The organism is Funiculus sociatus GB2-C1 (genome assembly GCF_039962115.1).
In the GTDB taxonomy this organism is placed as follows: Bacteria; Cyanobacteriota; Cyanobacteriia; order Cyanobacteriales; family FACHB-T130; genus Funiculus; species Funiculus sociatus.
Genome location: NZ_JAMPKJ010000027.1, coordinates 21,622 through 48,159, shown reverse-complemented (window position 1 = coordinate 48,159; position 26,538 = coordinate 21,622). Strand labels below are relative to the sequence as shown.

General features: G+C 44.9%; 35 protein-coding genes and 1 pseudogene. 18 read left to right on the top strand and 18 right to left on the bottom strand.

Translation table 11 applies throughout. The annotated features are described in order from the left end of the window. Positions 1-511: 511 nt before the first annotated feature. The gene (locus tag NDI42_RS14545) at positions 512-916 is read left to right on the top strand and encodes a fasciclin domain-containing protein (RefSeq protein WP_190450973.1); all 405 of its coding nucleotides are present in this window, start codon (positions 512-514) and stop codon (positions 914-916) included. Positions 917-1,135: 219 nt separating this feature from the next. Here NDI42_RS14545 and NDI42_RS14540 read toward each other — a convergent pair whose 3' ends face one another. The 5 genes from NDI42_RS14540 to NDI42_RS14520 form a co-directional block, all read right to left on the bottom strand. Beyond that, the gene (locus tag NDI42_RS14540; protein ID WP_190450971.1) at positions 1,136-1,537 is read right to left on the bottom strand and encodes an HNH endonuclease; all 402 of its coding nucleotides are present in this window, start codon (positions 1,535-1,537) and stop codon (positions 1,136-1,138) included. Then, entirely contained in the window at positions 1,534-1,896 is a 363-nt protein-coding gene (locus NDI42_RS14535) for a hypothetical protein (RefSeq protein ID WP_190450968.1), read from the bottom strand. Before NDI42_RS14535 ends, NDI42_RS14540 begins: the two co-directional genes overlap by 4 nt. 177 nt (positions 1,897-2,073) lie before the next feature. Further along, entirely contained in the window at positions 2,074-2,337 is a 264-nt protein-coding gene (locus NDI42_RS14530; protein WP_348231417.1) for a ParE family toxin-like protein, read from the bottom strand. Next, positions 2,334-2,564, bottom strand: coding sequence for a hypothetical protein (locus NDI42_RS14525; RefSeq protein WP_190450967.1), 231 nt, complete (start codon positions 2,562-2,564; stop codon positions 2,334-2,336). Before NDI42_RS14525 ends, NDI42_RS14530 begins: the two co-directional genes overlap by 4 nt. 52 nt (positions 2,565-2,616) lie before the next feature. Further along, the gene (locus tag NDI42_RS14520; protein ID WP_190450965.1) at positions 2,617-2,781 is read right to left on the bottom strand and encodes a hypothetical protein; all 165 of its coding nucleotides are present in this window, start codon (positions 2,779-2,781) and stop codon (positions 2,617-2,619) included. A 38-nt stretch (positions 2,782-2,819) separates the two neighbouring features. Here NDI42_RS14520 and NDI42_RS14515 point away from each other — a divergent pair, with 38 nt between their 5' ends. From NDI42_RS14515 to NDI42_RS14500, 4 genes are all read left to right on the top strand, one after another. Beyond that, a complete protein-coding gene (locus NDI42_RS14515; protein WP_190450963.1) occupies positions 2,820-3,263 on the top strand; it encodes a hypothetical protein in 444 nt (147 codons plus the stop codon). 164 nt (positions 3,264-3,427) lie between these two features. Beyond that, complete coding sequence (locus NDI42_RS14510) at positions 3,428-3,892, top strand: XisH family protein (protein ID WP_190450961.1); 465 nt, start codon at positions 3,428-3,430, stop codon at positions 3,890-3,892. Then, entirely contained in the window at positions 3,859-4,182 is a 324-nt protein-coding gene (locus NDI42_RS14505) for a XisI protein (protein WP_190450959.1), read from the top strand. Before NDI42_RS14510 ends, NDI42_RS14505 begins: the two co-directional genes overlap by 34 nt. 36 nt (positions 4,183-4,218) lie before the next feature. Then, entirely contained in the window at positions 4,219-4,404 is a 186-nt protein-coding gene (locus NDI42_RS14500; protein WP_190450957.1) for a hypothetical protein, read from the top strand. A gap of 188 nt (positions 4,405-4,592) precedes the next feature. On the opposite strand, the gene NDI42_RS14495 is transcribed toward NDI42_RS14500, so the two are convergent. The 3 genes from NDI42_RS14495 to NDI42_RS14485 form a co-directional block, all read right to left on the bottom strand. Next, a complete protein-coding gene (locus tag NDI42_RS14495) occupies positions 4,593-4,910 on the bottom strand; it encodes a DUF4357 domain-containing protein (RefSeq protein WP_190450955.1) in 318 nt (105 codons plus the stop codon). 140 nt (positions 4,911-5,050) lie between these two features. Continuing rightward, on the bottom strand, positions 5,051-5,428 hold the full coding sequence (locus tag NDI42_RS14490; RefSeq protein ID WP_190450954.1) for a hypothetical protein: 378 nt from the start codon (positions 5,426-5,428) through the stop codon (positions 5,051-5,053). Further along, positions 5,425-5,760 carry a DUF5674 family protein gene (locus NDI42_RS14485; RefSeq protein WP_190450953.1) on the bottom strand — a complete coding sequence of 112 codons (336 nt, stop codon included), beginning with the start codon at positions 5,758-5,760 and terminating at the stop codon, positions 5,425-5,427. The genes NDI42_RS14490 and NDI42_RS14485 overlap by 4 nt, the downstream gene beginning before the upstream one ends. 209 nt (positions 5,761-5,969) lie before the next feature. Here NDI42_RS14485 and NDI42_RS14480 point away from each other — a divergent pair, with 209 nt between their 5' ends. Together NDI42_RS14480 and NDI42_RS14475 are read left to right on the top strand one after the other, a co-directional pair. Then, positions 5,970-6,470: a Uma2 family endonuclease gene (locus NDI42_RS14480; RefSeq protein WP_199310921.1), complete on the top strand. Its 501-nt coding sequence runs from the start codon at positions 5,970-5,972 to the stop codon at positions 6,468-6,470. A 21-nt stretch (positions 6,471-6,491) separates the two neighbouring features. After that, positions 6,492-7,514 carry an IS4 family transposase gene (locus NDI42_RS14475; protein ID WP_190450952.1) on the top strand — a complete coding sequence of 341 codons (1,023 nt, stop codon included), beginning with the start codon at positions 6,492-6,494 and terminating at the stop codon, positions 7,512-7,514. 161 nt (positions 7,515-7,675) lie between these two features. On the opposite strand, the gene NDI42_RS14470 is transcribed toward NDI42_RS14475, so the two are convergent. Beyond that, positions 7,676-7,909: a hypothetical protein gene (locus NDI42_RS14470; protein WP_190450951.1), complete on the bottom strand. Its 234-nt coding sequence runs from the start codon at positions 7,907-7,909 to the stop codon at positions 7,676-7,678. 62 nt (positions 7,910-7,971) lie between these two features. Between NDI42_RS14470 and NDI42_RS14465 the strand changes: the two genes are divergently transcribed. Both NDI42_RS14465 and NDI42_RS14460 read left to right on the top strand, forming a co-directional pair. Further along, a complete protein-coding gene (locus tag NDI42_RS14465; protein ID WP_190450950.1) occupies positions 7,972-8,235 on the top strand; it encodes a DUF4258 domain-containing protein in 264 nt (87 codons plus the stop codon). After that, a complete protein-coding gene (locus NDI42_RS14460) occupies positions 8,222-8,419 on the top strand; it encodes a DUF2283 domain-containing protein (protein ID WP_190444774.1) in 198 nt (65 codons plus the stop codon). Before NDI42_RS14465 ends, NDI42_RS14460 begins: the two co-directional genes overlap by 14 nt. Here the strand turns inward: NDI42_RS14460 and NDI42_RS14455 are convergent. The 3 genes from NDI42_RS14455 to NDI42_RS14445 all read right to left on the bottom strand — a co-directional run bounded on the left by NDI42_RS14455 (position 8,403) and on the right by NDI42_RS14445 (position 10,154). Beyond that, a complete protein-coding gene (locus NDI42_RS14455) occupies positions 8,403-8,567 on the bottom strand; it encodes a hypothetical protein (protein WP_190450948.1) in 165 nt (54 codons plus the stop codon). The genes NDI42_RS14460 and NDI42_RS14455 overlap by 17 nt on opposite strands. 52 nt (positions 8,568-8,619) lie before the next feature. Then, entirely contained in the window at positions 8,620-9,438 is an 819-nt protein-coding gene (nudC, locus tag NDI42_RS14450; protein ID WP_190450946.1) for an NAD(+) diphosphatase, read from the bottom strand. 77 nt (positions 9,439-9,515) lie between these two features. After that, positions 9,516-10,154 carry a TVP38/TMEM64 family protein gene (locus tag NDI42_RS14445; RefSeq protein ID WP_190450944.1) on the bottom strand — a complete coding sequence of 213 codons (639 nt, stop codon included), beginning with the start codon at positions 10,152-10,154 and terminating at the stop codon, positions 9,516-9,518. A 159-nt stretch (positions 10,155-10,313) separates the two neighbouring features. Here NDI42_RS14445 and NDI42_RS14440 point away from each other — a divergent pair, with 159 nt between their 5' ends. Continuing rightward, entirely contained in the window at positions 10,314-10,757 is a 444-nt protein-coding gene (locus NDI42_RS14440; RefSeq protein WP_190450943.1) for a hypothetical protein, read from the top strand. Positions 10,758-10,836: 79 nt separating this feature from the next. Here NDI42_RS14440 and NDI42_RS14435 read toward each other — a convergent pair. The 4 genes and pseudogenes from NDI42_RS14435 to NDI42_RS14420 form a co-directional block, all read right to left on the bottom strand. Further along, positions 10,837-11,001, bottom strand: a pseudogene (locus tag NDI42_RS14435) (IS982 family transposase); the annotation flags it as partial. A 214-nt stretch (positions 11,002-11,215) separates the two neighbouring features. After that, positions 11,216-12,724, bottom strand: a complete 1,509-nt coding sequence (locus tag NDI42_RS14430; RefSeq protein WP_190450940.1) for a hypothetical protein — start codon at positions 12,722-12,724, stop codon at positions 11,216-11,218. Positions 12,725-12,845: 121 nt separating this feature from the next. Continuing rightward, positions 12,846-14,552 (bottom strand): ABC transporter permease, encoded by a 1,707-nt coding sequence (locus NDI42_RS14425; protein WP_190450938.1) that lies wholly within the window; start codon positions 14,550-14,552, stop codon positions 12,846-12,848. 84 nt (positions 14,553-14,636) lie between these two features. Next, positions 14,637-15,587 carry an ABC transporter ATP-binding protein gene (locus tag NDI42_RS14420; protein WP_190444786.1) on the bottom strand — a complete coding sequence of 317 codons (951 nt, stop codon included), beginning with the start codon at positions 15,585-15,587 and terminating at the stop codon, positions 14,637-14,639. Between the two features lie 193 nt (positions 15,588-15,780). Here NDI42_RS14420 and leuB point away from each other — a divergent pair, with 193 nt between their 5' ends. The 3 genes from leuB to NDI42_RS14405 all read left to right on the top strand — a co-directional run bounded on the left by leuB (position 15,781) and on the right by NDI42_RS14405 (position 18,385). After that, positions 15,781-16,869 (top strand): 3-isopropylmalate dehydrogenase, encoded by a 1,089-nt coding sequence (gene leuB / locus NDI42_RS14415; protein ID WP_190450937.1) that lies wholly within the window; start codon positions 15,781-15,783, stop codon positions 16,867-16,869. A gap of 93 nt (positions 16,870-16,962) precedes the next feature. Beyond that, positions 16,963-17,226 (top strand): hypothetical protein, encoded by a 264-nt coding sequence (locus tag NDI42_RS14410; RefSeq protein WP_190444788.1) that lies wholly within the window; start codon positions 16,963-16,965, stop codon positions 17,224-17,226. Between the two features lie 337 nt (positions 17,227-17,563). Then, positions 17,564-18,385: a prepilin peptidase gene (locus tag NDI42_RS14405; RefSeq protein ID WP_190450935.1), complete on the top strand. Its 822-nt coding sequence runs from the start codon at positions 17,564-17,566 to the stop codon at positions 18,383-18,385. Between the two features lie 26 nt (positions 18,386-18,411). On the opposite strand, the gene NDI42_RS14400 is transcribed toward NDI42_RS14405, so the two are convergent. Both NDI42_RS14400 and NDI42_RS14395 read right to left on the bottom strand, forming a co-directional pair. Beyond that, positions 18,412-21,099 (bottom strand): hybrid sensor histidine kinase/response regulator, encoded by a 2,688-nt coding sequence (locus NDI42_RS14400; protein WP_190450933.1) that lies wholly within the window; start codon positions 21,097-21,099, stop codon positions 18,412-18,414. 97 nt (positions 21,100-21,196) lie between these two features. Then, positions 21,197-21,904: a DUF4230 domain-containing protein gene (locus NDI42_RS14395; RefSeq protein WP_190450932.1), complete on the bottom strand. Its 708-nt coding sequence runs from the start codon at positions 21,902-21,904 to the stop codon at positions 21,197-21,199. Positions 21,905-22,121: 217 nt separating this feature from the next. Between NDI42_RS14395 and NDI42_RS14390 the strand changes: the two genes are divergently transcribed. The 5 genes from NDI42_RS14390 to minE all read left to right on the top strand — a co-directional run bounded on the left by NDI42_RS14390 (position 22,122) and on the right by minE (position 26,447). Further along, positions 22,122-22,793: a hypothetical protein gene (locus NDI42_RS14390; protein WP_190450930.1), complete on the top strand. Its 672-nt coding sequence runs from the start codon at positions 22,122-22,124 to the stop codon at positions 22,791-22,793. Positions 22,794-22,795: 2 nt separating this feature from the next. After that, complete coding sequence (locus tag NDI42_RS14385) at positions 22,796-24,145, top strand: four-carbon acid sugar kinase family protein (protein WP_190450928.1); 1,350 nt, start codon at positions 22,796-22,798, stop codon at positions 24,143-24,145. Positions 24,146-24,273: 128 nt separating this feature from the next. Further along, positions 24,274-25,074 (top strand): septum site-determining protein MinC, encoded by an 801-nt coding sequence (gene minC / locus NDI42_RS14380; protein WP_190450927.1) that lies wholly within the window; start codon positions 24,274-24,276, stop codon positions 25,072-25,074. A 270-nt stretch (positions 25,075-25,344) separates the two neighbouring features. Further along, complete coding sequence (gene minD / locus NDI42_RS14375; RefSeq protein WP_190444794.1) at positions 25,345-26,151, top strand: septum site-determining protein MinD; 807 nt, start codon at positions 25,345-25,347, stop codon at positions 26,149-26,151. A gap of 20 nt (positions 26,152-26,171) precedes the next feature. Next, the gene (gene minE / locus NDI42_RS14370) at positions 26,172-26,447 is read left to right on the top strand and encodes a cell division topological specificity factor MinE (protein WP_190422427.1); all 276 of its coding nucleotides are present in this window, start codon (positions 26,172-26,174) and stop codon (positions 26,445-26,447) included. The last annotated feature ends 91 nt before the right edge of the window (positions 26,448-26,538 follow it).

Genomic DNA, 26,538 nt, shown 5'->3' with positions numbered 1-26,538 from the left:
AACGATCTAGACTTCATCTGAGAAGAGTGCGATCGCTTGAGCAGCTTTTGGCATCTCTTCAGACAGGCGCTGGGCTTTGCCCAATTGCACTTACCATTACAGAACAGAAAATCTGCTTTCCCTGAAGCAGCGATTCAGGTTTCCACTACTCCGCATTTGCCAAATTCAGCTAAGCAGGTTAATCTACAAGATTAGGATAAAACTACATGAATTTATATTAAAAATATGAGAAAGCGTTGCCTCGGCTGTATTTGCAGTAATGTATACTATTCCAGTAGTTATTGTTATAAAAATGCTAAGTAACCTTCTTAAATAAAATCGAAGTTTATCTTATAACTTTTGCATAAACTCCACTTAACCTAAATTAAACCTATAGCTTTATTAGTATAAAGGATATCCAGTATTTCTGCGGCCCCCGCCCAACAAAGTGAGTGTATGCCTAAAGGTACAGACAATTTATTAGAATACCCTTTATAGTTGTTAACAAGAGACAAAAAACTAGGTAAAAAACTTGGCTAATATCGTAGATACCGCCGTTCAGGCTGGTTCATTTAACACCCTAGTTGCTGCCGTCAAAGCTGCTGGTTTGGTTGATACACTACAAGGCGCTGGTCCCTTCACTGTGTTTGCGCCTACTGATGAAGCTTTCGCTAAACTTCCCGCAGGTACAGTAGATTCCTTGCTTCAAGATATTCCGAAGCTTAAGCAAATCCTGACCTATCATGTGGTTTCCGGCAAAGTGATGGCAGCTGACGTAGCTAAGCTAAAGTCAGCTACTACAGTTCAGGGTTCAGATGTGAAAATTGATGCTTCCAATGGTGGCGTCAAGGTGAATGATGCAACAGTTGCAACAGCCGATGTTGCTGCTGATAATGGTGTCATCCACATCATTGATACAGTATTGCTTCCTGCGTAAGTAACGCAAGAAATAGTTAATACTCTGTGTGGGGCAGCGATTATTTATAATTGCTGCCCCACAACTATTTGAATGTGTTTTCTCTATGGGAAAGTTGGGAGTACATTTCTCAAGCGATTCTTAGGGTTAATATGCGATCGCGTTGCGCTGACTCGTCAGTTCGCATAGCATACTATAAGCTAGTCATTCGGCTTATCGCCCATGACGATATAGGTATTGTTAAGGAAATAAACTTAGACGAATCCATAGCTGCCGCGCCGTTACTTGTGCTTGGCTATTCATCTCTAAACAAGCAATTGTTACTCTTCCAATGGGTGTTTTTCCCACAAGCGTTCCAGAATCGCTGTCTACTTGGAAATTGTCGTCCCATTGGTCTTGCCTTGGGTTAAACAGACGAACTTCCGTATCGGATTCAGGATCGATTCCACTGATGCGAGTTCCTTTACGAAGATTGCAGGAGCGACAAGCAAGAGCCAGATTGAATTCGGCATCAGCGCCGCCTCGGTAAAGAGGCACAATATGTTCGACTTCAAACGGGAAGTTGAAAACTAGCTCTGGAGTATGACAATATTCACATCGATGAGCAGCGCGGTCAGCGACTAGAGTATAGAAAGGGTTCATTGACTCAGTTGTTGCACCAAAGCTGCTGTTCGGGCTGTGGCTGCTTTCAATTCAGCTTCAACCAGTCTATCTAACTCTGCTTGTTGTTCTGGAGGTAGCACCTGTCCTTCATCGCGAGCTGTTCGCCACAAACTCATCAACTCTGATAAACGCTGTTGCTCCCCAGCACTAAAAAACCAGTCAGGACGAAAACTCTGGATAAGCAGTAATGTACCCAATTCGCTACCTTCTAACTGAGCAGTTAACGCATCGAGCGCTTCACCTGCGGTTTTACCTGTTGATTGCTTATCACCTGCGATCGCTCGATAGAGCCTCTCGCCATTGGCATCAGATACTGGCAAGATAGCGACTGTAGTCATGTCTTTACCTGAGAGCCTTTTGTCCAATTATAGTTGGAGCAACATTATCGCAACTGCTTAAACTCAAACTATAACGACAGGCGATCGCACTTCTACGTGCAGCCAAAATTTCGCAAGGATGCGATCGCGTTACGCTGACTCGTCAGTTCGCATAGGCGAATATTGACCTGATACAACTTACGAGAAGAACCGCTCATAATCGTCGTGGCTACCGATCCAGAACCATGTAACTGTATCGCCTTCTAATACTCCAAGCGCCCGATAACCTCGCTTCACTCTAACAGACCAAATATCCTCTTGGCTATTGATGCACTTGAAATGCAAAGATGGGTGAAATGGATTCTTTGCCCACAGACGATAAGCTTTCCTGGCACTCTGCCTGAGATCATTACTTAACTGCCGATATTCAACCCAACAGGAGGGAAGGGCTGCCGACTTCATAGTTGGTCGTAGTCCATCACAGTAGCTTGCCCTTCAGCAATCTCCTGTTTGGCACGTTTTGCAGCAGCAATAAGGCTTTGTTGTGTTCTCTGGAACGATTCATTCCATCGAATTTCATCTTGTAAGTCGTCAATATACTCCCGAAGATGCTCTGCAACTTGCTCCTGTACATCAACAGGTAAAAACTCCATCATCTTTACTACTGTAGCGATCGCTGCTGATGACATAGTGTGCTGCTCTCACTTGACATTCTGTATTCTAGTATGAGCGATCGTGCTTCTACGTGCAGCGAAAATTTAGCAAGGATGTGATCGCGAAGCGCTGACTTGTCAGCTCGCGCAAGTTTATTTGAGGTTGCGATCGCTTTGGCTGGAGATGGAGGCGATCGCTGTTGAAGGGAACTGAGAAGTCGTGCTGAGTGTCATACAGGTTAAAGCATGGCACGCTCCAATCTTTTTTCCTTTTATTAATAGCAACCAACCATGAAGACTCTGCTACTCGCCAGTGTATTCGCTTCTATTTTGGCGTCTAATCCCTTGAATGTGTCCTCAAAGAACACGCCTTCTCAAGCAGACTGGTTTCGTTTCATGGTTCAACCGGGTACGCCTGGACAACAGTTAAAACGTCCTTTGGTGAGTGCAAGAGGTGGTACGGGAAATATTACGGTTCGTACAGACCTATCAACATCAACTCCTTGCCAGAAACTCAGCGGTGCGGCGGAACGCAAAGGCAATAAGGTGACGATGCGCGTTACCATCCGTCCACCTGAGACTGGTGGATGTATACTCATGGTCGGCAATTTCCGCTATGAAGCTACTCTTAACAAGCTTACCCCTGGCAAGTACCAAGTTGAAGTAATCCACCAATACCCGGATAGGGGTTCGTTAAGTGAGACAGTATTCAAGAGTAAAGTGAGCGTAAGATAAGACAGAAAATCTTCCACGAAGAGCGATAGCTTGCGTTTGTTTGAGGATGCGATCGCGCTTCTACGTGCAGCGAAAACTTAGCAAGGATGCGATCGCGTTGCGCTGAAAAGTCGCTTCGCATAGCGTACTATAGGCTAGTCATGCGGCTTATGGCCTATTAAGTCATGCCTCAACGAGATGCGATCCATAACATCATTAGGCAAGCTCTCATCAAAGAGGGTTGGGAAATCACGGATGATCCCTATGTCATATCCTATGGTGAGCGATTTCTGTTTATCGACTTAGCAGCAAGATTAGATGCCGTCAGCGGTATTGCAGGACGCTTTATTGGTGCGAGACGCGGGAGTAGTCGAATTGCAGTTGAAATCAAGGAATTTCGAGGCAATTCGGCAATTGCTGATTTGGAGCAAGCGATTGGTCAATACGTTCTTTATCGACTTCTACTTGAACAGGTCGATCCAGATCGTGAATTGTATCTTGCTATTGCAGACACAACTTTTGACGGGATTTTCAGCGAACCGATTGGTGAGTTGGTGAGGCGTGAGTTACCGATGAAATTGCTTATTGTAGATGTAGCGGCGCAAGAGGTGAAGCAATGGATACCACCACTCAAGAACGGGACATTGTAAAGCAAGTAATTCAACGATACGCTCAATTCAAACCTTCTCACGGTGATATTCGGCTCGACACGGTATTTGACGACACGCAAAACCGCTATGCGCTGATGCAGGTGGGTTGGGATAGAGGACGACGAGTTAGGGGGAATTTGATTTATGTGACTCTGAGTGAGGGTAAGGTTTGGGTGGAATATGACGGAATGGAACAGGGAATCACCAAAGACTTAATCGCCGCAGGCATTCCAAGGGAGCAAATTGTTCTTGCGTTTCTCCCTGAAGAGCAAACTGCTGCAACTGCGTAAACTCAAAGTATGACTAGGTAGCGATCGCGCTTCTATGTGCAGCGAAAACTTAGCAAGGATGCGATCGCGCAAGTTTCTTTGATGATGCGATCGCTTGACATTACAGATGGCTATTGGAAAGAGGATATCGCACCGATATTTACGTGCAGTCAAACAACCTCAAAAGTGTACTATTGTAGTAACACATCCAGCCTAATTTGTTGGGTAGATCAATGCCTCTAAGCTTGGTATATTTTGATTCTGCTAATTTTATGAACTCAACATTTTAACCTAGACGCCTTACTACGGCGATGGGTGATTGCACTAAACCTCACCGATAACCCCTATTACGCTGAGCAAATAACGCCTGAGTTCAGCCATTTTGCTTCGGGCATTGCAGGTGGTCGGCTGTAAGAGTAATTACAGAATAATTACGTAATTCCAAATACTTTCAACCCATTTTGATTACTACCAGCAATTATTGTTGCAGCTTGGGAAGGAGAGTTAAATGGAACATCTTCTGTGAAAATTAAAAAATCACCATTACTTCTTAGTTTTCCTTCTTGTATTAATTTCTGCCTTAAATAACGCCTTCCTTCATTTTCAGGGCGTTCAATAAATGAATTACCTAGCCTCATGTCGCCAACTGCTGTTGAACCTTTTTCGACAATAAATTCTCCATTTCTACCATTTTCGTAATATCCAGTTGCTCTTATCTCATTGGTTTCAAAAATATATTTTTGTGGCATTTCACCTTCATTAGTAATGTTAGTAACTAACTCCTAAACTACCTACTGCAAGTCCCTTCAACTTGAGATGACGTTACCCTCTTCAGCCGTAGGATGGGTTGAGGAACGAAACCCATCATCGCTAAATGAATGTTTAGAGTCTAGCTACTTTGATGCCATAATGTCACTGGCTCAGACAGCAATCCTGACATTTCTAATATATGGTCTGACCAAACTTTCGCTTGTTGGGCAACCTTCGTTCGTTGTGAATTGTCTGCCCAAATGTTTGACCAATTTAGTTGCCAACGAGCTAATTGCACTTGTAACTCAACTAACTCTGCTGCAATGTCTATTCCAGAATCGATTGCTGTCCACTCGATGAAAAACTTGCTTTCCTCTATCAAATGGGCAACTGCATCGCGGTTCAGGTCATTATTAGAAAATGACCGAATTCGAGCTAAGTTTGCAGCGAGTTCTCCTAAGCGAGTGGGTACAGATTCATGCAAATAATGCTCTCGCTTTGTCGTCCAGTCTTTCATACGCCTTCTAATAACTCCTGAGTAATTTGGGCAACTTGCTCTCGAATTGCTGGGTCAAGAATCTCCATCGAGCGATTATTTTGACGAGGACGGATATTAATCAGCGATTCATAGAACACTTCCTGCGTCAATGGGTTCCAACTCGCTCCCCATATATTTTCCTGCCTGCTCCCATCTTCCAGCAACACCGCTTCACAATCTGCATGAAGCTCCCCACCACCTGCAAGAATTCCATGCTCGATATCTACTGCTAGTTTAATGTAGAAACGATGAGCCGACCGCATTCCATCAATTTGCGCCTTTGTAGCGCGATCGCGGATGATGAGAATCATTCAAAGTGCATCTGAGTAAGCCGCTCCATAGTTTATCAGGAGTGGGGCGGAGAGAGCGATCGCACGCTCTGGATGTGGAGGATGAACAGTGAGAGCGATCGCTCAAGATTGAAACTGGGACAATAACCAAACATTCAGTTTGTCATAATTTATTTACCGACTTAGACAGAAGGCTTATCCCAATAGTGTAATTCTCAAACTTAGAAACAATGATTATGCAAGCTGAAGATAAAAAAGTTTACACAGATGAAGAATACCTTGAGTTTGAGGTTAGCTCAGAAGAACGGCATGAATATATTAATGGTGAAGTTGCCCTAATGACTGGCGGAACCCCCAATCACAATCAAATTGCGCTTAACCTGAGTGGTGCGTTGAATTTTGCACTCAAGCGTCAACCTTATCGAGTATTCGTCACCGATCAGCGTCTCTGGATTCCTAGAAAACGCATCTATACTTATCCTGATGTCATGGTAGTTCAGGGTGAATTGCAATTACAAGAAGGACGGCGAGACACCATTACTAACCCCTTGATGATTGCTGAAGTGTTGTCAGCATCTACTAGAAGCTATGACAAAGACGCAAAATTTACCGCCTATCGTACCATTACCAGTTTTCAAGAATATCTCTTAATTGACCAATACACAGAAATGTTGAATGTTAAGAAAGCCTCGATAAAAATAGCCCAAAATCTGTTATATTTTGGGCTATAAATCTAAGTATATCTGTTGATAATGATTATAAATTCATTTCCGAAGGTTGTCAAAGGTGTCCTGAGAGGACTACCAAAAAATGATTATCCAGTGTTAAACAGTCGTCTGTTCTTTGAGTGTTGGCTATCTTATGCCCTGGATAACAGCTTAACGAGTATGCGGGATTTATTTAAAAGATTAAACAATACAGGGTTTGAAGTAGATATTTCTACATTTTCTAAGGCGAGTTCTCATCGGAGCCAGAAACCTTTTCAAGAAATTTATCAGAAATTGAATAAGTTAGTGCAGAAGAAACCCCATAAAAAAATACATGGTGAATATGCTATTTGTCCAATTGATTCAACGGTTATTACTTTAACAAGTAAATTGTTGTGGTTTCTGGGTCATAATCAGGTTAAACTTTTTAGTTCTCTGAATTTATCTACAGGGAGTCTTGGAGATAACTTCATCAATTTTGGGTATAAGCATGATTATAATTTTGGTGCAAAAATGATGTCTAGCTTACCAACAAATGCTGTTGGCATAATGGATAGGGGATTTGCGGGATTAAAATTCATTCAAGACTTAGTACAAGAAAAAAAATACTTTGTTTTGCGGATAAAAAACAATTGGAAGTTAGAATTTCACGAGTCAAATGAATTAGTGAAAATTGGTGCATCTAACAATGCTCAAGCATATAGAGTGATTAGTTTTTGTGATCTGGAAACCCGAAGTGAATTCCGTTTAGTAACTAATTTACCAGCAGCAGGGGATGCAGCAGTTAGTGATGATGACATTAGGGATATTTATCGATTACGTTGGGGAGTTGAATTATTATGGAAGTTTTTAAAAATGCACTTAAAACTTGACAAATTAATTACTAAAAACGTCAATGGTATTACTATACAAATTTACATTAGTTTGATAGCTTATCTGATTTTACAGCTTTTATGTATTCCCGAACAATGGGGTCATACACTATTAGATAAATTCCGCTATTTACAATGTTGTATGTGTCAAAAAATCAGTTATGTCCATTGGTTTGAGGAGATGATGTTCTGTTGACTAATTTAGGCTTTTTAGACTTATTGCAACTAACTATGTAAAGTTTTGTATCAGCATTCAACATTTCTGACCAATACACTATGCACATTGAGCAATACTTCAAAACCGAGCAAAAACGCTGGACATTTACTGAGTATGACGATGCCAATGAAATAGTATCTCTAAACTCCTTTTCTTTTCAAATATCGCTGGCAGATATATATGACAAAATTGAGTTTGAGTCCGTAGAAGTAAGCCCCTGAAAATATTATTGCTAAACTTATTTCAATGTCTTGATTTTTGCCAATAGCGATCGCGCACTCTGGATGTGGAGAATGAACGGTGAGAGCGATCGCTTTGTTGCTATAAATTGCTAAAACTGGAGTGGAACGGGCAATTGAGACAGAGGAAGCCACTGCAAGTGCCTGGATGAACCAACAAATTGTCGCATTAGGAGTTGAGTTCTCGGGTTAGAACTATGTCAAAGGAAATCCGGTTCAGTGACCATGCCCTGTTAAAAATTGACCTCTTAAGTGAACGAGGAATTGCCATTGATCAGGAGTTTATACTTCAAACCATTCAGTTTCCTGATAAACGAGAAGCGGGAGAAGGAGAAAAAATCACAGCACAAAAACAGTTGAATGAGAATCTAGTGCTACGGGTTGTCTACCGAGAATACGAGGCATTCATTCTAGTGATTACACTTTATCCAGGCAGAAGGAGCCGTTATGAAAACAGTTAAATACAGCAAAGATGTTGATGCACTTCTGATTGAGCTATCAGATGATGCGATCGCCTATGCAGAGGATGAAGGACGAGTAATTCTTCACTACTCAAATAATGAAAAGTTAGTGCTGATTGAGATTTTAGATTTCAAGCAATTTATGTCGGAAGATATTATTGCTGAACTTATTTCAACATCTTGATGTTTGTTAAATCCAATAGCGCAAGCGCTGCTGCTAAACAAATCGCGCACTCTGGATGTAGAGGATGAACAGTGAGAGCGATCGCTTCTTTTATAGCGGTTCTCAGTTGGGTGGAATATCTTGTGGTTCTAACGTTCTGTAGGGACATGGCAATGTCCCTACAGATGTATGGCTTGCGATCGCAATATCATCCGAATCGCTTAGGGAGTAGAAACAAACCAGTCGAGAAGTTTTCGAGCGATGCTCAGTTTAGGGGGAATCAGCGGTAGACTGTCTTTACTAAACCAGGCAGCATCCTCCAATTCTTGCGGATCGATGATAATGTCACCACTGGCATAGGTAGCTGTGAATCCAATCATCAGCGAGTTTGGAAAAGGCCAAGGTTGCGAACCAAAATAGCGAATATCCTTGACTTCTATGCCAACTTCCTCTCGGACTTCGCGCACGATTGTTTCTTCAAGTGATTCTCCCGGTTCGACAAATCCAGCGATCAAACCGTACATTCCTGCGGGAAACCGAGAAGCGCGAGCTAACAATATCTCTTCACCACGCGAGATGAGTACAATCACCGCAGGCGACAGGCGAGGATAATTAACTAATCCACACTTAGGACAACGCTTGGCACGTTCGTTGGTTAATTGGGTTGTCGGAGTCGCACATTGTCCGCAATACTGATGGGTGCGATCCCATTCCATAATCTGAATGGCACGACTGCTGAGTGCATACAAGTCTTCGTCTAAGGTGCCGTACAATTCGCGCAGTCCCTGCAATCTCAGGCCATCGGCTATCACTGCATCTTTGGGTAGTTCCGCCGAGTAACAAGGTCTATCGTCCAAGGTGCCGAGAAATTGCGATCTCACGGGCATTAAGCCAATCTCAGTTAGGCTGATTAGATTGGGAATATAGCTCACCGTTCCTTCAACGCGAACTAGCAACTTATTGCCCGCAAATGCAAACCACCAAGCGGGTTGAGATTGTACTTCCGGTGGAGCAATGCCAGGGATGAAAGTTCGATGCATATTTAATCAAGCGCGATCGCATAGTGTGCCGCAGGCGATCGCTTTTATCGTATCACCGCCATTCAGCACCTAGCCGATCATTGTGACCCCTGGCGTTGAACAATAGCAGTCACAATGCCGATGCCCAATGCTCCGAGGATTGCAAAGCCTAATAGTAACTGACTACCTTCAAAGATTCCAGCACCAGCCGCTACCCAAAGCGGTTTGGCAATCAGAATGCTGACAATGAGCGCTAAGAAATAGCTTTGCCAACGCATTGTAGTCATTCCGGCGGCATAAGCGACGAAATCAAATAGTCCGGTCATCAAAAGACCCGTCATTAGGAAAAAGTTGCCTTCTAAATGTTGTTGAGCGAGGCGATCGACTTTTTCCATAAATTGCTGACCGACAAATCGCTCTACTAAACTCCGTCCATAGCGACGAGCAATATAGAAATTGAACGTACAGGAGGCTAAATCTGCCAACGCAACCACTAGCAATCCTTGAGCGAACCCAAACAAACCTCCGGCTAAAATCGCGTAAGCCGTACCTGGAAGCACTGGCACGATGATACTGGTAAAGCGCAGCCCGAACACGATTGCGGGTGCCCAGATGCCAACCCGATCCACCTGTTCTCGAACTTGCTCAATCCCAAATTTGTTGAGCAGCCAGATTGCTAAAGTAATCAGAACTCCAATCGCAAACCAACGCAGAATTTTTATCCAGTTGTATTTCATGCGGCTCAACTACTCGAATCCTCTCTGGTATGGTTGCATAAAAGCGATCGCACTGTGATGGAGCGATCGCAGTTGAAGGGAACTGAGAAGTTCTGGTGAGTGTCATTCAAAGCAAAGTATTGCCTCCAATCTCTTTCCTTTTATCATCGGAAACTGACAATGAACACTTTGCTACTCGCCAGTGTATTCGCTTCTGTTTTGGCGTCCAATCCCTTGAACGTAGTCTCAGCTGATACATCCTCTCAAACAGACTGGTTTCGTTTCGTCGCTCAACCGGGTCCCCTTGGGCAACAGTTAGAACGTCCTTTGATGAGTGCAACAGGTGGCGCGGGTAGTATGGCGATTCGTGCAGAAGGGGTATCTACCCCCTATCCTTGCCAGAAACTAAGCGGTGCGGCGGAACGGAAGGGCAATAAAGTGACGGTGCGCGTTACCATCCATCCACTTGAGGGTGGATGTATCGCCACAGAGGGTAATTTTCGGTATCTAGCTACTGTTAACAACCTTACCCCTGGCAAGTATCAGGTTGAAGTAATCCACAAATACCCAGGAACTGGTAGGTCAGGTGGAACGGTATTCAAGCGTAAGGTGAATGTAAAGTAACGTGAGTTCGGGTTAAGCTGGAAGCAAGAGATTGTAGTCGATCTTTCTGTTGATAATACGTTTTGAAATTGCTTCTTCACGACTGGTGAAATCTAATTAGAATCGTCATAATTTCACTCAAACTCAAACTACATGGTCGATTGCGAAAGTGCAAGCCAAATCCCAAAAGCTGCTGCTTCCATTGCAGCTCAAAGGTTTTGCACAAATCATCTACAAAGCAGAACAGTTCTTCTAGACTAAGCATGAGGGCAAACAGGGCATGAAGTTTTTGCATTTTCAGCCTATCGGGTTTGCCCCTTTCTTGTCTCAATTCTTATCCCGAACTCACGTTAATCACACAGATGCTTTCTTTTGTCAAGTTAATCTAGATGCTTTTACCCTGGATTACTATATAGCGATCGCGTCTTTATTTGCAAAGAGCGATCGCTATCAATCATTGTCAGCCAATCAACAACCGATTATTTTGCAAACAGCGCTTTTGATGCAGATACACCACCCAGCCGCATCTGTCTCCTCAATTGTAAGCTTAACAATGTCATAGCGCTCCATTGCCCCAAGATCACCATAAAAACAGTAATCACGGAGGCTTCTTTTACAGCCATCAAGGGAAAGGCGGTAAGCAGCCAAACACCAGGATTTTTATAAAATGGCATCGACAGCAAGCCGAAAAAGACCGGGGGGAATGCAATCAAGGCTGTTACAGTCATGCTAGCCCAGAGCGATCGCTTATCTGTTTTCATAAACAGCAGACTCTGAACTATAACCGCGTAAATCAAAATCCAGTTTAGGCTTAGTATCAAACCTAAAATTGCTTGCATCTTCTCAGAATTTGCCGGCCAAGATAAAATCCAAGCTCCCCAAACTGCTGTTTTAATTCCCAAATTAATCGCCACTGCTACAACAGCAGGGCTTTTTTCACCCCAAATCAAATCCTGAACTAAATCACTCTTCCAGAACCCTCGGCGTTTAGAAACCCTTTCTCGGCGGTAACGCGCCCAAGTCTGTAACGATTGGCGGTGAGGTGACAAAGCAGCAATTAACCCTACAAACCAAAGCAAGTTTATTATTTCAAAAACCAATGTCAATAGTGACAAAAACCCGTAATTAGAGGTTCTTGCTGGGTTAAAATGATTGTTTTGCAGACAGAATCCTATAAGTATAACTTCAAAACAACCCGTTATCCAGTAACTTTGTTTTTTGCTGATTAAAGTAGCATTAGCATTAGAAAAACGTCGGTTTAATGCTTGCCAAATCCAGTAAGTCCACAAACCAAAATTTAGCATTATAAAACCTTCGGTCAACACTACACTACCAAGTGGTAAGTGGAACCATTGCAAACTGTAAATATTGATGCTGGTTGAATCGAAATCCTTACTCCTCACCAAGCCCATAGCAAAATTTAGTATTTGTAGCAAAGGCCAAGCAAATACAAAACTCAAAAAGGTGCCTGCCCAAGCTTGAAATCCTCCTAAAAAACCATAGAGCAGAGCAGCAGTGTAAAAGAAACAGCAACCTGCGCCTATGAGGAGATAAAAGCTCAGAATAAAAATAAAAGGAACACCTGCACTAATAGCAGTCCACAAATGTAACGGCACTGCAAGAGCTACACCCAAATAAACTATAATTGGAACTCCTAACATCTTGCCAATCAAAATACTTTGGCTAGATTGGGGACTCAACCGAATAAAATTTAGGGTGCCTCGACGTTCTTCTTTGCCGAGGTCAGTGATTAACATATAGACACCTGCCAGCAAAAGAATAAGCGGCAAAATCCAGTTGAGAGTTGGAAACAAGCTCTCCCAAAAAGAATAATGCGCCTGTTCGTAGAGATACGTCAGTAGTAAAAACTGTGTTAGCACAGATATGCCAACTGTTATTAGTAAATTACGGTTTTTTAGGTTTCCTTTTAGTTCTCGCAACAACTGCGGATTCCAGTCGCCTAACCGCTCTATCCAACGTAGATTCATTGCCTTTTTCCTTTATTATTTAATCTCGTTCCCAGGCTGCGTCCTGGGAACGCATTCCGGAGGCAGGGCCTCCTAGAGCCTCCGATAGTCATTCCCAGGCTAAGCCTGGGAATGAGAAGGATTAGCTAGGTAAAGCAGAACGCCCGGACATCAGAGCTTTCGAGGCAGACTCACCAGCCAACCGCAGTTGTCGGGCTGTCTGAATACTCAATAAGCTGAACGCCAACCACTGTCCCAGCACTGATAAACAAACGGTGGTTATCGCAGCGTCTTTTGCCGCATACCAAGAGAAGGCGGAAAACAGCCATAAACCAGGAATTTCATTAGGTTCGATGGACAGCAAGCCGAAGGTGACAGGCGGCAATATAATCAATGCAGCTACTGTACTGGCAGCCCATAGCGATCGCTTCGGTGTCTTCATAAACAGCATCAGCTGCGCTACGCCTGCGTAAATCAAGATTACATTCACGCTCAGCACTACAGTCATTAGTGCTGATACCTTATAGTCGCTTTCAGGCCAAACCAGTATCCAGGGTACGACTATTAGTGAGGCAATCAGCAAATTCAGCGCCACTGCCACCAGTGAGGGGCTTTTCTCACCCCAAACCAAATCTTGAACCAGTTTCTTACCACGAGAAGATGTCCCCTCTCGGCGGAAACGTGCCCAATCTTGCAAGACTTGGCGGTGCGGTGACAAAGCTGCCATTAGACACAAAAACAGCGGCAGATTCAACAGCAGTAAAGCACCAAAATTCTCGAATAGTCTTGCTGGTATAGCGTCTGGATTCTCGAACCATTTTGGTAGTTGCAGAGAAAATCCGATCAGCGCAACTTCACAGCAAGCTGTGATCAAGTAACTTTGACGCTTGCTCAGTAGAGTAGCACCGGAGTTGTGGAAGCAACGTTTCAGCCCTTGCCAAAACCAGAAGGTTCCCAGAGCATAGTTCAGTACGCTAAAGCTGGCCATGTTCCAAAGACTGGCACCTAATGGTAAGCCAAACCATTGCCACGCTTCTCGCTGCTCCATTCCCAAAGAATACATTTTCCCTAGCGGACTGGCATCTATTAGATATGGCAGTACAACTGAAGGAGAAAATACTTGCAGCCAGTCTAGTGCATTATTACCAGCTACTGAACCATTGTGAAGGTTCATGGCAGTCATCATGCTCAGAAAAGCTAACACGATGCCGCCGCCGAACCAAGCTTGGAATCCACCTAGTCCACCGCTGACTAAGCCATAGAGTAGTGCCGCACTGTAGAAGCAAGCGGCACTAGCAACGACGACCCCGTAAAAGCCCAAAATCAGGGCTAAAGGAATTCCTGCCGACAGTCCCGCGAATAAATGCAAAGGAATCGCCAAACCTACCAAAAGATACATGACAATCGGCACACCCAAAAGCTTGCCGCTGAAAAGGCTGGTAGTAGACTGCGGACTCAGACGAATGAAGTTAAGCGTACCGCGATTTTCTTCCCGCGCCAGGTCGCTGATCAGCATATAGGTGCCAACCACTAACACGGTTAAGAAACCAATAACACTCAGCCAGACGGATACATCTAGCCACCACAGTTGCCAGTTAATGTCAATATTGCCAAGGGCATCCCGTAAGCATTTGGTATCCCCAACTCTTCCTCTGCAATATCTGTTGTAAATGTCGGCGTTACCACTATCAAGAGGCAACATGGTGCTAAAACTCATTAGCAGTAGCAGCTGCCCCAGCAGGGATATCCCTACTGCAATAAGTACGTTCCGGGGTTTTAAACGTCCTTTGAATTCTCGCAATAACTGGGGATTTAAGTCTCCCAGCCGATCTGTCCAATTAACTTTCATGAGTAAAAAATTCTCCAGAATCAACGGAATTTTAGATTTTCAATTTCCAATCAAATCCAAAATCTAAAATCCAAAATCCAAAATCTATGAGGCTTGCTGGTGTCCCAGTTTGAGAAAGATAGTTTCCAGGTCTTCTTGGGTGCAGTGGAATTCGGTCAACTCAATGCCGGATTCTACGAGCGATCGCAATAACTTAGCACACTCTTCCTGACTCCCGGTAAAATAAAGACGTACTCGCTCTTGTCCCGGCACCACCTCCCATTCTTCGACTAAAGGATGGTTTTTCAGTTGGGTAATAAGTGCTTCTAGCTTACCCAATGTTGACAGGAAAATCTGCTGTCGCGACAAACGGCGATAAAGTTCTTTTAGCGGCGCACTTTCCACTAAAAAACCTAGTTCCATGATGCCGACTGAGGTACAAAGTTCCGCTAAGTCGCTAAGGACATGGGAAGAAATCACAATCGTCATCCCAGCTTCCTGCAATACTTTGATGATTTCCCGGAATTGCATCCTGGCAATTGGGTCTAAGCCGGAAACTGGTTCATCTAACAGTAGCAAAATCGGCTCGTGAATAATCGTCCGTGCCAGACTCAGGCGCTGTTTCATCCCCCGCGAGAGGGTGGAAATAATGCTATTGCGCTTATTGGTGAGTTGCACCAGTTCCAAAACTTCTCGCAGGCGCTGGCTGCGATGTGGCTCTCGCAAGCGATAAAGTCGTCCAAAATAGTCTAAGTAGTCCCAGACTGTCAAATCGTCATACAGGGGAAAGTCGTCGGGAAGATAGCCGAGTCGCCGCTTCAGGGTTGGGTTAGAGTGATCTCTTTGCAAGCGATCGCCATTAATATAAATTTCACCCGTTGTTGGTTCTTCAGCTGCCGCCAACATCCGCAACAGCGTAGTTTTTCCGGCACCATTCGGCCCAATTAGTCCGTAGACTTCCCCGGCTTTTACCTGTAAATCTATATCATTAACTGCAATATGCCGATCAAATTGCTTGGTGAGTCCACAAGTACGTATTGCCAGTTCTTTTGCCATAGCTGCTGGGGGTTGACTTTAAGACCGCTAGATTGACCATAGCGTAGCCTTTACCTACAGCATTTGCCATCAGCGTTTCCGAAATTTAAACAAAACATCTAAGTAGATTAAAAACTCCATCGGTACAGTTGCTGTGTATTATATTTACTCTGCAACCACTTTCAGCAGATTCAACATTTACCCATAACGAGCTATGGCACAGAACTACCGCATTACTCTTTTACCCGGCGATGGCATTGGCCCTGAAATTATGGCAGTGGCGGTAGATGTTTTAAAAGTCGTAGGGAAGCAACTGGATTTAAGCTTTGAATTCACAGAAGCACTCCTCGGTGGTGCAGCGATTGATGCTACGTCCTCACCACTACCCGACGAAACTCTCTCAACTTGCCGCAATAGCGATGCTGTTTTACTGGCGGCAATTGGCGGTTACAAGTGGGATAATTTACCTCGCCATCAACGCCCAGAAACCGGATTATTGGGGCTTCGGGCGGGATTGGGTTTATTTGCTAATTTGCGTCCCGCAAAAATATTACCTCAGCTAGTTGATGCCTCTTCGTTGAAGCGGGAAGTTGTCGAGGGTGTCGATATGATGGTGGTACGCGAACTTACTGGGGGAATTTATTTCGGGCAACCAAGGGGAGTTTTTGAGACAGAAACCGGGGAAAAACGCGGTGTCAATACGATGGCTTACACGGAAGCGGAAATTGACAGAATTGGGCGAGTAGCTTTTGAAACAGCGCAAAAACGCGGCGGTAAGCTATGCTCTGTGGATAAGGCGAATGTGCTGGAGGTGTCGCAACTTTGGCGCGATCGCATTACTCTCCTCTCTAAAGAATATCCTGATGTGGAGCTTTCTCACCTCTATGTCGATGCCACCGCTATGGAACTTGTCCGCAGACCTAAACAATTCGACACAATTGTTACAGGCAACCTTTTTGGTGATATCCTTTCTGATGCTGCCGCTATGCTTACAGGCAGTATTGGTATGTTACCTTCTGCCAGTTTAGGTGCATCTGGCCCCGGTGTCTTTGAACCCGTTCACGGTTCTGCCCCCGATATCGCGGGGCAAGATAAGGCAAATCCTCTAGCCCAGGTTCTCAGTGCCGCAATGATGCTACGCTACGGCTTAAATCAGCCTGTTGCCGCAGATAAAATTGAGCAAGCGGTATTGCAAGTTCTCGATAAAGGCGATCGCACTGGCGATATCATGTCCGAAGGAATGAATCTTTTAGGGTGCCGCGCAATGGGTGATAGTTTGATTCAAGCACTGGAGGAGTCCTAATTAAACTCTTCCCAAAACTTAAAATTGCCATGCTTGATTGATGCCATTGCACGCTCTTGATTAACAGCTAACAAAAAACAATAGGGGTTAAAAGTGGTTTACGCTTCACAGCAACGAACAGAAACTTGGACTGAAAGGATAGAGATTCCCGTGTTGCTAGATCCCAGTATCATCAGAGCAGCCAGACAAATCTATCGCACTTACTCGGAAGTTCATCCAGACCGCGTACAGCGTCCTTTGGGTGTGGCAATTGACCGATACACTTGTCGTGGAAAGTTGATTTTTTACAATAAACCAATTCTCCTGCCACAAGAATGTTTTGTACCCCTTAGTCAGATTGAATCTGAAATTTATTGATATTACCGCGAAAAATTGAAGCAGGCAAAAAAACTTTTTTTGTCCCCTGTTTTGTACTGGTTGATGTATTGATGTATACTTAAATAATGGGAATCTGTGCGATTTTTAAAAATTTGGTGAGATTTCGATTGTAAACAAAATCATTTAAAAGTAATTAAATATATTATAAGAATATCAGAAAAAATATCATTTTTTTGAAAATATTTAAACTAATTTCACGAAGCATCTGATAATTGGGAATTAGGGATTAAGAAATTGCTGAAAAGCAAAAGAAAACAGTTACATTCCTATCTTCCCCAATCCCCAATCCCCAATCCCCAGCCCCCAATCCCTAATTATGGATACCCTGTTGGCGTTGCCTGCTGTTTTCATTGTCTTTGCCTTGGGTGCCGCAATAGGCAGCTTTCTGAATGTAGTTGTTTATCGGCTACCAGCGGGTTTGTCGATTCTTTGGCCTCCTTCTCGCTGTCCCCACTGCTTACATCGGCTGGGTAAGCGCGAGAATGTACCAATTTTCGGGTGGCTGTTGTTGCGGGGGCGGTGTCGCCACTGTAGAAGTAAGATTTCCGTGCGTTACCCAATCGTTGAGGCGGTAACGGGGGCGCTATTTTTGCTGGTATTCTTGGTTTTTGGAATGTCCTGGCAAACGCTAGGGTATTGGGCTTTTTTCAGCTGGCTTTTGGCACTATCTTTGATAGATTTAGACACAATGACGTTGCCAAATCAACTCACTCAGTCGGGATTAATTTTGGGATTAGTGTTTCAAGTGATCGCAGGTTTTATCCCAGAGGCAAGTTGGGTAGGATTGGTAAATTATTTGTCATCGAGTATTTTTGGTGCAGTTGTCGGAATATGGTTATTTGACATCATTACCATTGTCGGAGCATTAGTTTTTGGGCAAGCGGCAATGGGTGGAGGAGATGCTAAACTGGCGGCAATGATGGGAGCCTGGCTGGGTTGGAAGTATTTGCTTCTAGCTGGTTTTTTAGCGTGTGTGGTGGGTGCATTTGGTGGCGGAGGGGCTTTAGCACTCGGTTTGCTAAAACGCCGTCAAGCGATACCTTTTGGGCCATTCTTGGCACTGGGAGCGGTTTTAACAGCTTTTTGGGGGAAAGAAATTTTATCCACTTACCTGCGACTATTTTTTCCCCTCAGCTGAAGTGCCATTGCGATGACAGATGACTTTCAAGAACCAACCGTCAAACTTGACACCGCCGCCACCAACTCTGCTGGTTCGACGGGCTTAGCTACGTGCATCTGGAACCCGGCAGAGATAGCCCGTTCCTGGTCTTCCTCTCTAGCGTAAGCTGTCAGTGCTACAGCTTTTATGCTTCCGCCACGTTCTAAAGAAAGTGATCGCACTTTGCGGATCAAACTATAGCCGTCTTCTTCGGGCATTCCGATGTCGCTTAATAACACATCTGGATTATACAATTCCAATGCTTTTAACGCTTCTGCTGCTGATGCAGCTACAATCGTTTCGGCACCATATTCTTCCAGCGCAAAAGTCAAAAATTCGCGGGTGTCGGCTTCATCATCCACAACAAGTATCCGCACACCCTCAAGAGGTAAAGATGAGAAATCAGGGATCAGGGATGAATTAAATTCATCCTTACTTATGCTTTCATCCTTAATAAGCGGTAATTGCACGATAAACGTTGCCCCAAGCCCAACTCCAAGACTTTCGGCGCTAACAGTTCCGCCATGCAATTCTACCAAGTTACGCACGATCGCCAATCCCAATCCCAAGCCACCAAACGATCTGGTAATTTTGCTATCAGCTTGGCGGAAGTAATCAAAGACATGAGGCAGAAAATCAGCATCTATTCCAACACCTGTATCTTTGACTTGAATTTGCGTGTTTGAACCTATAGCCTCAAGTTTAATTTCTACAATTCCTCCAGAAGATGTAAACTTGATGGCATTGGAGAGCAGATTCCAGATAACTTGTTGTAATCGATTGCGATCGCCCGCAACTAGAAATTTGGGATTTGGGATTTGGGATTTGGGATTTTTGTTTACCTGCAATTCAGAATCTAAAATCGAAAATTTAACATTAATCGACTTAGCTTCAGCAGCTAAACGCATAGTTTCAATTGCTGCCTCAATCGGTGAAACTAGATCCACCTGGGAGACATTCAAACTTAGCTTACCCTGAATAATCCGGGAAATATCCAATAAATCATCAATTAGTTGAGTTTGCAACTTGGCATTGCGCTCAATTGTATCCAACGCGCGAAATGTAGTTTTCTGGTCAAAAGAGCGCGATCGCAACATTTGCGCCCAACCAAGTATGGCATTCAGAGGCGATCGCAATTCATGAGACAGCACAGCCAAAAATTCATCTTTAACTCGGTTGGCTGCTTCCGCCTGAGTACGTGCATTCTGTTCCGCTTCGTACAACCGCGCATTCTCAATCGCCACCGATGCCATCTGCGCCAGCTGCACAACAATCGCTTCGTCTTCCTCGGTAAACTCGCCCTCGTACTTATCCGACAACTGGAGCAAACCAATATTACGTCCATCCCGTCCCGTCAAAGGTGCCGCCAACCAACCCCGCATCGGTGGATGCTTGTCAGCCGCATCCCCAAACCCTCGCCATCGGGAATGAGCTTCCAGTTGAGCCTGAGTCATCCGCATCGGGCGATTCATGTGGCAGACACAGGCGTAAATCCCAGAACCATCAGTCTTTTCATCATAATCTCGCCATGCAGCATACTTATCTGAAAGCGAAACCGAATTAATCGCCTGACTCCAGTTTTGATCAATCGTCACACTCGTGACTGACTGGTGTGCATCGATGAGAGAACGTGCCTGCTCTGTAATTACTTGTAACACCTCTTCTATTGACAAAGCCGAGTTAATAGCTAACGTTGCCTCAGCCAGTTTTTGTAAGCGGGTTGTGTGTTGCTGCTCTTGGAAGAGCAAGTGTTCGCGCTGTTTCTCCGCAGCTTTGCGATCGCTAATGTCCCGAAAATAAATGCCGAGTCCGTCTTTGGTAGGATAAGCAGAAATTTCCAACCAGATATTCAACGGCTCGTACAACTCTTCAAAATGAACAGCCATCTGCTCGCTAACTGCTCGACGATATTCCCTCTCAAGGCGAGTCCCTACTGACCAGGGCCAAACCTCCCAGTAGATTTTGCCAATGAAGTCCTCCGGCTGTTTACCGTTAAGCTTCGCCGTCTGTTGGTTCACATAGGTAATCCGCCATTCCCTATCTAAGCCAATAAACGCCTCGGTCACGCTTTCGAGAATGCTTGCTATCTGCTCCTGCGCTGTGTGCGCTTCGTCACGCGCCTTTGCCAGTTCCTCATTGGCTGCTCTTAGCTGTCTGTTTACATCCTGTAACTCTTGCGCTCTCAAGAAAATCTCAGCTTCCATCTGCTGGGTTCGTGCTTGCAGTTCTTCGGTGAGCTTGTGCTGCTCAATTCCCAACTGCTTGAGGCGGACAAATTCTGTCACATCTTCGGCACGATGGATGATATAGGCAATCTCTTCGTTTTCCCCAAAGATTGGCGAATTAATCGGACTCCAATATTTCTCCTCAAATCCACCTCCCTCTGATTCCGGGCGGCGAATGTCGTACTTCTGCACCCCCATCGTATCCGCCACCCGATTTTGTAGTACGCTCTCCAAGGAAGCTTTCAGATTCCGAACCCCCGTAGCACTGGGATCGTCTGGATTGTCGGGAAAAACATCAAATATTCCGCGTCCCAGAATTTCCTCCCTTTTTGTCATCGTGGCACGCAAGTAAGCATCGCTAACCGCCACGATAGTAAAATCTGGCATCAATACCAGATACAAGCCTGGTACAGACTCAAACAAAGTCCGAAAGTCAGGCATTCGTAAAGGTATTGACGGGTTTTTCATAAATGTGTACTTTCTAAACCAGTTTTCGCGGCTAGATACCTTCAGAGTTTGGCCTATATTGTATATTTTCTACCCCTGTGCATACTCCCCAGCCCCTTCACCTACAGCTTTCTGGTGGGGGCGAAGTAGTTTCCACCAAAACTTCTTTGTAACCTGCTACATTCAAAAGCTGGGAAACAACTAGCTCTGCTCTGTCGTTTGCTTGCTTTAACAACCCCTGATTACAAGCAGCGGTGATAATTTTCAACAGCGTTTCTTGCTGGGCTAGGGTCTGCAACTGCGGTGCTACGTCTGGCCCCAAGCCTAAAAACCCCCGGTCGTAGTCATATACTTTAGAGCGATTTACGTCAATTTTGCTGTCGAGGATGCGGGGCGGCGGAAGGCGCAGCAGAATAGTGTCGTTGACGATTTGCACGTTGTCAGCTTTTAGCTCGCTCAAGTCTACCCCAGCTTTCACCTCGCCATAAGCAATGTAGAGCAGTCTGGTTGTGCCAATAACATATTCACCTAATTTTCTATCTTGGCTGGTGGGGACGACTGCTTCCATTGTAAAAACGGCGGTGGTTAGTTCGCTGGCATTCCTCACTTGACGGACAACTACTGAGCGTACATCAACCTGAGGTGTGGCAGGTGGAGGGTTAAACATAGAATTGAGTTCGCCCACAAAGCGAGTACCCGTGCGCCAGATACCAATCAGTACGAACAGCGTCGCCAGCAAAATGCCCCCTGTGGTCATCAGTAGCAGGTTTCTCTTTAGATGGTCGTAGTTGTTGCCACCCCGCCGATTAGATCGCTCATCATTCATGCCGTTGCTCCTTATAACAAACGCCCGAACAGTTGTAGTTTCAATTCTGCCAAGCGATCGCTTCCGCTCAGATTATGCTGAATATGTCCCTGTCTCCTCTCCGTAAAAGTTACACAATCGGCCTTAATCTCCCGGAAGCGATCGCATAGCCTTTATTCCGCAAAACGCGAGTAAAATACCATAAATAGCCAACTCAATATCCCAGGAGTATTAATCTGTGCAGCCAGATTTGCAAGGTTTGGAAATTACTAAGGGAGAACTGAAACATTTGACTGGAGTTGATACAGATGAGGTCTTCAGACCCTCACTTTTCCAAAAACCTGAAAATCGGTTTAATTTTTTATTTAATGAGCTACTAATTGGACTAGCGCTTACTCCTATTATTTGTGGCTTTATTTATACCTTTATTATTTTACCAACTCTTGGTTACTCAATCATTGCCGTAATTATTTTATTAATAATAACGCCAATTTTAGTATCTATCTGTCGATGGATTTGGGTAAATAAAAGAAGTCCAAAATTATTGATAAATCTGCTTGATGAAGTTGATAAATACAATTCCGTTATTAAAGCCATACATATTCACGATCAACTGGAAAATGCTGGCAGTATGTCAGAAAGTCTCAGCGAACGAGAAAACGTAATTGCCGGACTGCAACTTACAAGAGAAGATTTAGTTAAGGCTTTGAGAACCGAAAGAATTTTGCGAGATAACAAAGACCTGATTGCTAAAAATCGCGAACTGTTTAACAATAATTTAGCAGCAGTGAGAGCGTTGCAAGTCAGCCAAGAGGCGAGTGAATATGGACAATTATTGAATGAAGCTTTGCAGATTGGTGTCAGCGTACAAGAAGAAATGAGAAAATTACAGGGGCAACGTTCAAACTGAAGATGACAACCAACCCAAAAATTATTGTTTTAGATGATGACCCCACTGGTTCTCAAACTGTCCACAGCTGCCTGCTGCTGACGCGCTGGGACGTGGAAACCTTGCAATTGGGGTTAGCTGATGAGTCGCCGATTTTCTTTGTACTGACAAATACTAGGGCGCTGACACCACAAGAAGCAACCGCTGTCACTAGAGAAGTTTGCCATAACTTGAAGGAAGGGATCGCTTCGCTTCAGTCCGAGGAATCCGCCCTCTATGACATCCAAGATTTTCTAATTGTCAGTCGTTCCGACTCCACCCTGCGCGGACATTACCCAGTCGAAACGGATATCATTGCTGAAGAAATTGGCCCCTTTGATGCTCATTTTTTGGTTCCCGCTTTCTTCGAGGGGGGACGAATTACCCGCGATAGCGTACATTATCTGATTATCGACGGCGTTCCCACACCAGTCCATGAAACAGAGTTTGCCCGCGATTCTGTCTTTGGCTACCATCACTCCTACCTGCCCGATTATGTCCAAGAAAAGACGAAAGGTAGGATTCCAGCTAACACCGTCGAAAGATTTTTATTATCAGATATTCGCGCCGGAAGTTGGGAACGATTGATGAACTTGACGGGTAATCAGTGCGGTGTTGTGGATGGGGAAACCCAAGACGACTTCAACAAGTTTGCCCAGGATATTCTCAAAGCAGCAAGTCAAGGGAAACGTTTCTTATTTCGCAGTGCTGCCAGTATTTTAACCGCCTTAGCTGCCTTACCTCCTCAACCAGTCGCCGCCGAGGATATGGCGCAATATGTGCGGGGTGGCAAACCGGGCGCAGTAATCGTCGGCTCCCACGTCAAAAAGACGACGCAACAGCTGGAAAAGCTATTGCAAGAATCGGGTATATTGGGCATTGAGGTTGAGGTGGCGCGTTTAGTTGATGATTCTATCAATCAGTCGGCAACACTCCTCAAGGAAACTCTTACCAAAGTTCAAGCGGCGCATAATTCAGGTAAAACGCCAGTAGTTTACACTAGCCGCCAGGAACTCAGCTTTAAGGATGTGCAGACAAGGTTGCAGTTTGGGGCAGATGTTTCCGCCTTGTTGATGGATATCGTGCGCGGTTTACCGACAGATATCGGCTTTCTGATTAGCAAAGGTGGCATTACTTCCAATGATGTCTTGAGTACAGGTTTGGCGCTGACTTCGGCGCGGTTACTCGGTCAAATTTTGGCTGGATGTTCAATGGTGCGGACTCCAGAGAGTCATCCTCAGTTTCCTAATTTGCCAGTGGTGCTGTTTCCTGGCAATGTAGGAGATGCCGATGCGTTAGCCACGGTTTATCGACGTTTGACTAAAAATCTTTAGAAAATCGTCAGCCCAGATAGATGCTTCCGGCGTTTCTAGGATAAGCGACAGCAGTATTTCTACAGCAGAAGCCGCTTGCCTCTATTATGGATAATTAGTCAATTCCGCCCAGGTCAGACTTTTCGCCCATGACTTCTGATTCCTCCGTTCCTATAGCTGTTTCAGTGGTTCCCGATAATCCAAGGGAGGTGAATTGCCACGAGCAAGTTCGCATCAAAAATGAGGATGGGGGGATTATGTTAATTTTGCCCCCAGAAGCGGAGACACCTGCTACTAGCAGCTGGTCTGATCTTTGGCAACAGCTAAAGCAGCGCCTGAATGGAGGCGATCGCTTCTGGCAACCAAATACAGCGGTGCATTTGGTGGCGAAAGATCGCTTGTTGGATGCACGCCAGCTGCAAGCGATCGCTGATGCTCTTTCTGAAGACCAGCTAAAACTTAAGCGCGTTTACACTTCACGCCGTCAAACCGCTGTCGCTGCTGCTACTGCTGGGTACTCGGTGGAACAGTCGCCCCCTGTTTCTTCCCTGAATGAAAAGCCTTCGAGTCCAGCACCTTTATTAACAGAACCTTTGTATCTGCAAACTACTGTGCGTTCTGGCATGGAAATTCGTCATCCCGGCACCGTCGTTATCCTGGGAGAAGTAAATCCCGGCGGTAGCGTTATAGCGGCAGGCGATATTTTAGTATGGGGACGCTTGCGGGGAATTGCTCATGCTGGTGCTGAGGGGAATTCTCAATGTCTGATTATGGCGCTACAGATGGAACCTACTCAGCTGCGAATAGGCGATTATTTAGCCAGATCGCCGGAAACGCCACCTGCTCAATTTTACCCGGAGGTTGCTTATGTAACGCCGGAAGGAATTCGCATCGCTAAAGCTGCTGATTTTCCCAAAACCCAATTTTTATCACTGGGGGCTAGGGGATAAACAGGCAAAACTTAGAAGGCAAAAAAATAATGGCTAGTTCCCCCTCAGAGACTGGGAACTAGCCACATTCTCCCCCCTCTCCTGCTCTCCCACTCTCACCAAGTTTTGCGCTAGTTTTCGGTTAAGGAGTTATTATTTTTGAGTGATAACTATATATCACAACTACAAAACTCAATAGCTAAGCCATTAACATAATTTAAAAGGCAAAAACAAAGCCGCAATAAACCGCGCCTAGAACAAAATCAGAAGTCAAAAAACAAATCTTTCAACATGAGTCGCATTATTGTAATTTCCTCCGGCAAAGGAGGGGTAGGAAAAACCACTGTAACGGCAAATTTGGGCATGGCTCTAGCTCGATTGGGGCGGCAAGTTGCCTTGGTGGATGCGGATTTCGGTCTGAGAAATTTGGATCTGTTGCTGGGGTTGGAAAATCGGATTGTCTACACTGCTGTTGAAGTTCTGGCTGGTGAGTGTCGGCTGGATCAAGCTTTGGTGAAAGATAAACGCCAACCGGGACTGGTGCTACTACCAGCGGCCCAAAATCGAACTAAGGATTCAGTTACTCCAGACCAGATGAAGAAGTTGGTCAATGAGTTAGCTGCAAAGTACGATTATGTTTTGATTGACTCTCCGGCGGGTATTGAGATGGGCTTCCAGAATGCGATCGCAGCCGCCCAAGAAGCCTTGATCGTCACTACCCCGGAAATTGCCGCCGTGCGCGACGCTGACCGCGTTGTTGGCTTACTGGAAGCACACACTATCAAAAGCACCCGCCTGATTGTCAACCGCATTCGACCCGCGATGGTGCAAGCCAATGACATGATGTCAGTGGAAGACGTGCAAGAAATTCTCTCAATTCCCCTAATTGGCGTTGTCCCTGACGACGAGCGGGTAATTGTCTCCACCAACCGAGGCGAACCCTTGGTATTGGCTGAAAATCTCTCTCGACCGGGAATGGCATTTTACAATATTGCACGCCGCCTGGAAGGTGAGCCAATCGAGTTTATTGATTTGGATGCTGCTAAGGAAAACGTCTTTTCTCGCATCCGAAAATTATTGTGGTCTAAGATTATCTAACCTTCACTTCTGCCAGTTCGATGATCAATGAACTTTTAGAACGACTTTTTCCTCGCATGGGTGCTGACAACAGCCGTGCGGAAGTCAAGCGCCGTCTGCAATTGGTAATCGCTCACGATCGCGCTGACTTAACCCCAGAGATGGTTGAGTCAATGCGGAAAGAAATTATGGAGGTCGTCTCTCGGTACGTTGAAATTGAGGCAGACGGATTGGAATTTTCTTTAGAAAGTAATCAACGGGCGACGGCGTTAATTGCTAATTTGCCCATCCGGCGCGTTAAGGCTGAGTCTGAGTAGCGATCATTTATCTGCCATTTTAGGAAGTAGTAGAGTTGTTGCGATCGCGCGGTTTATTCCGTAGATACCCGTAAGGTATCCATACATCCCG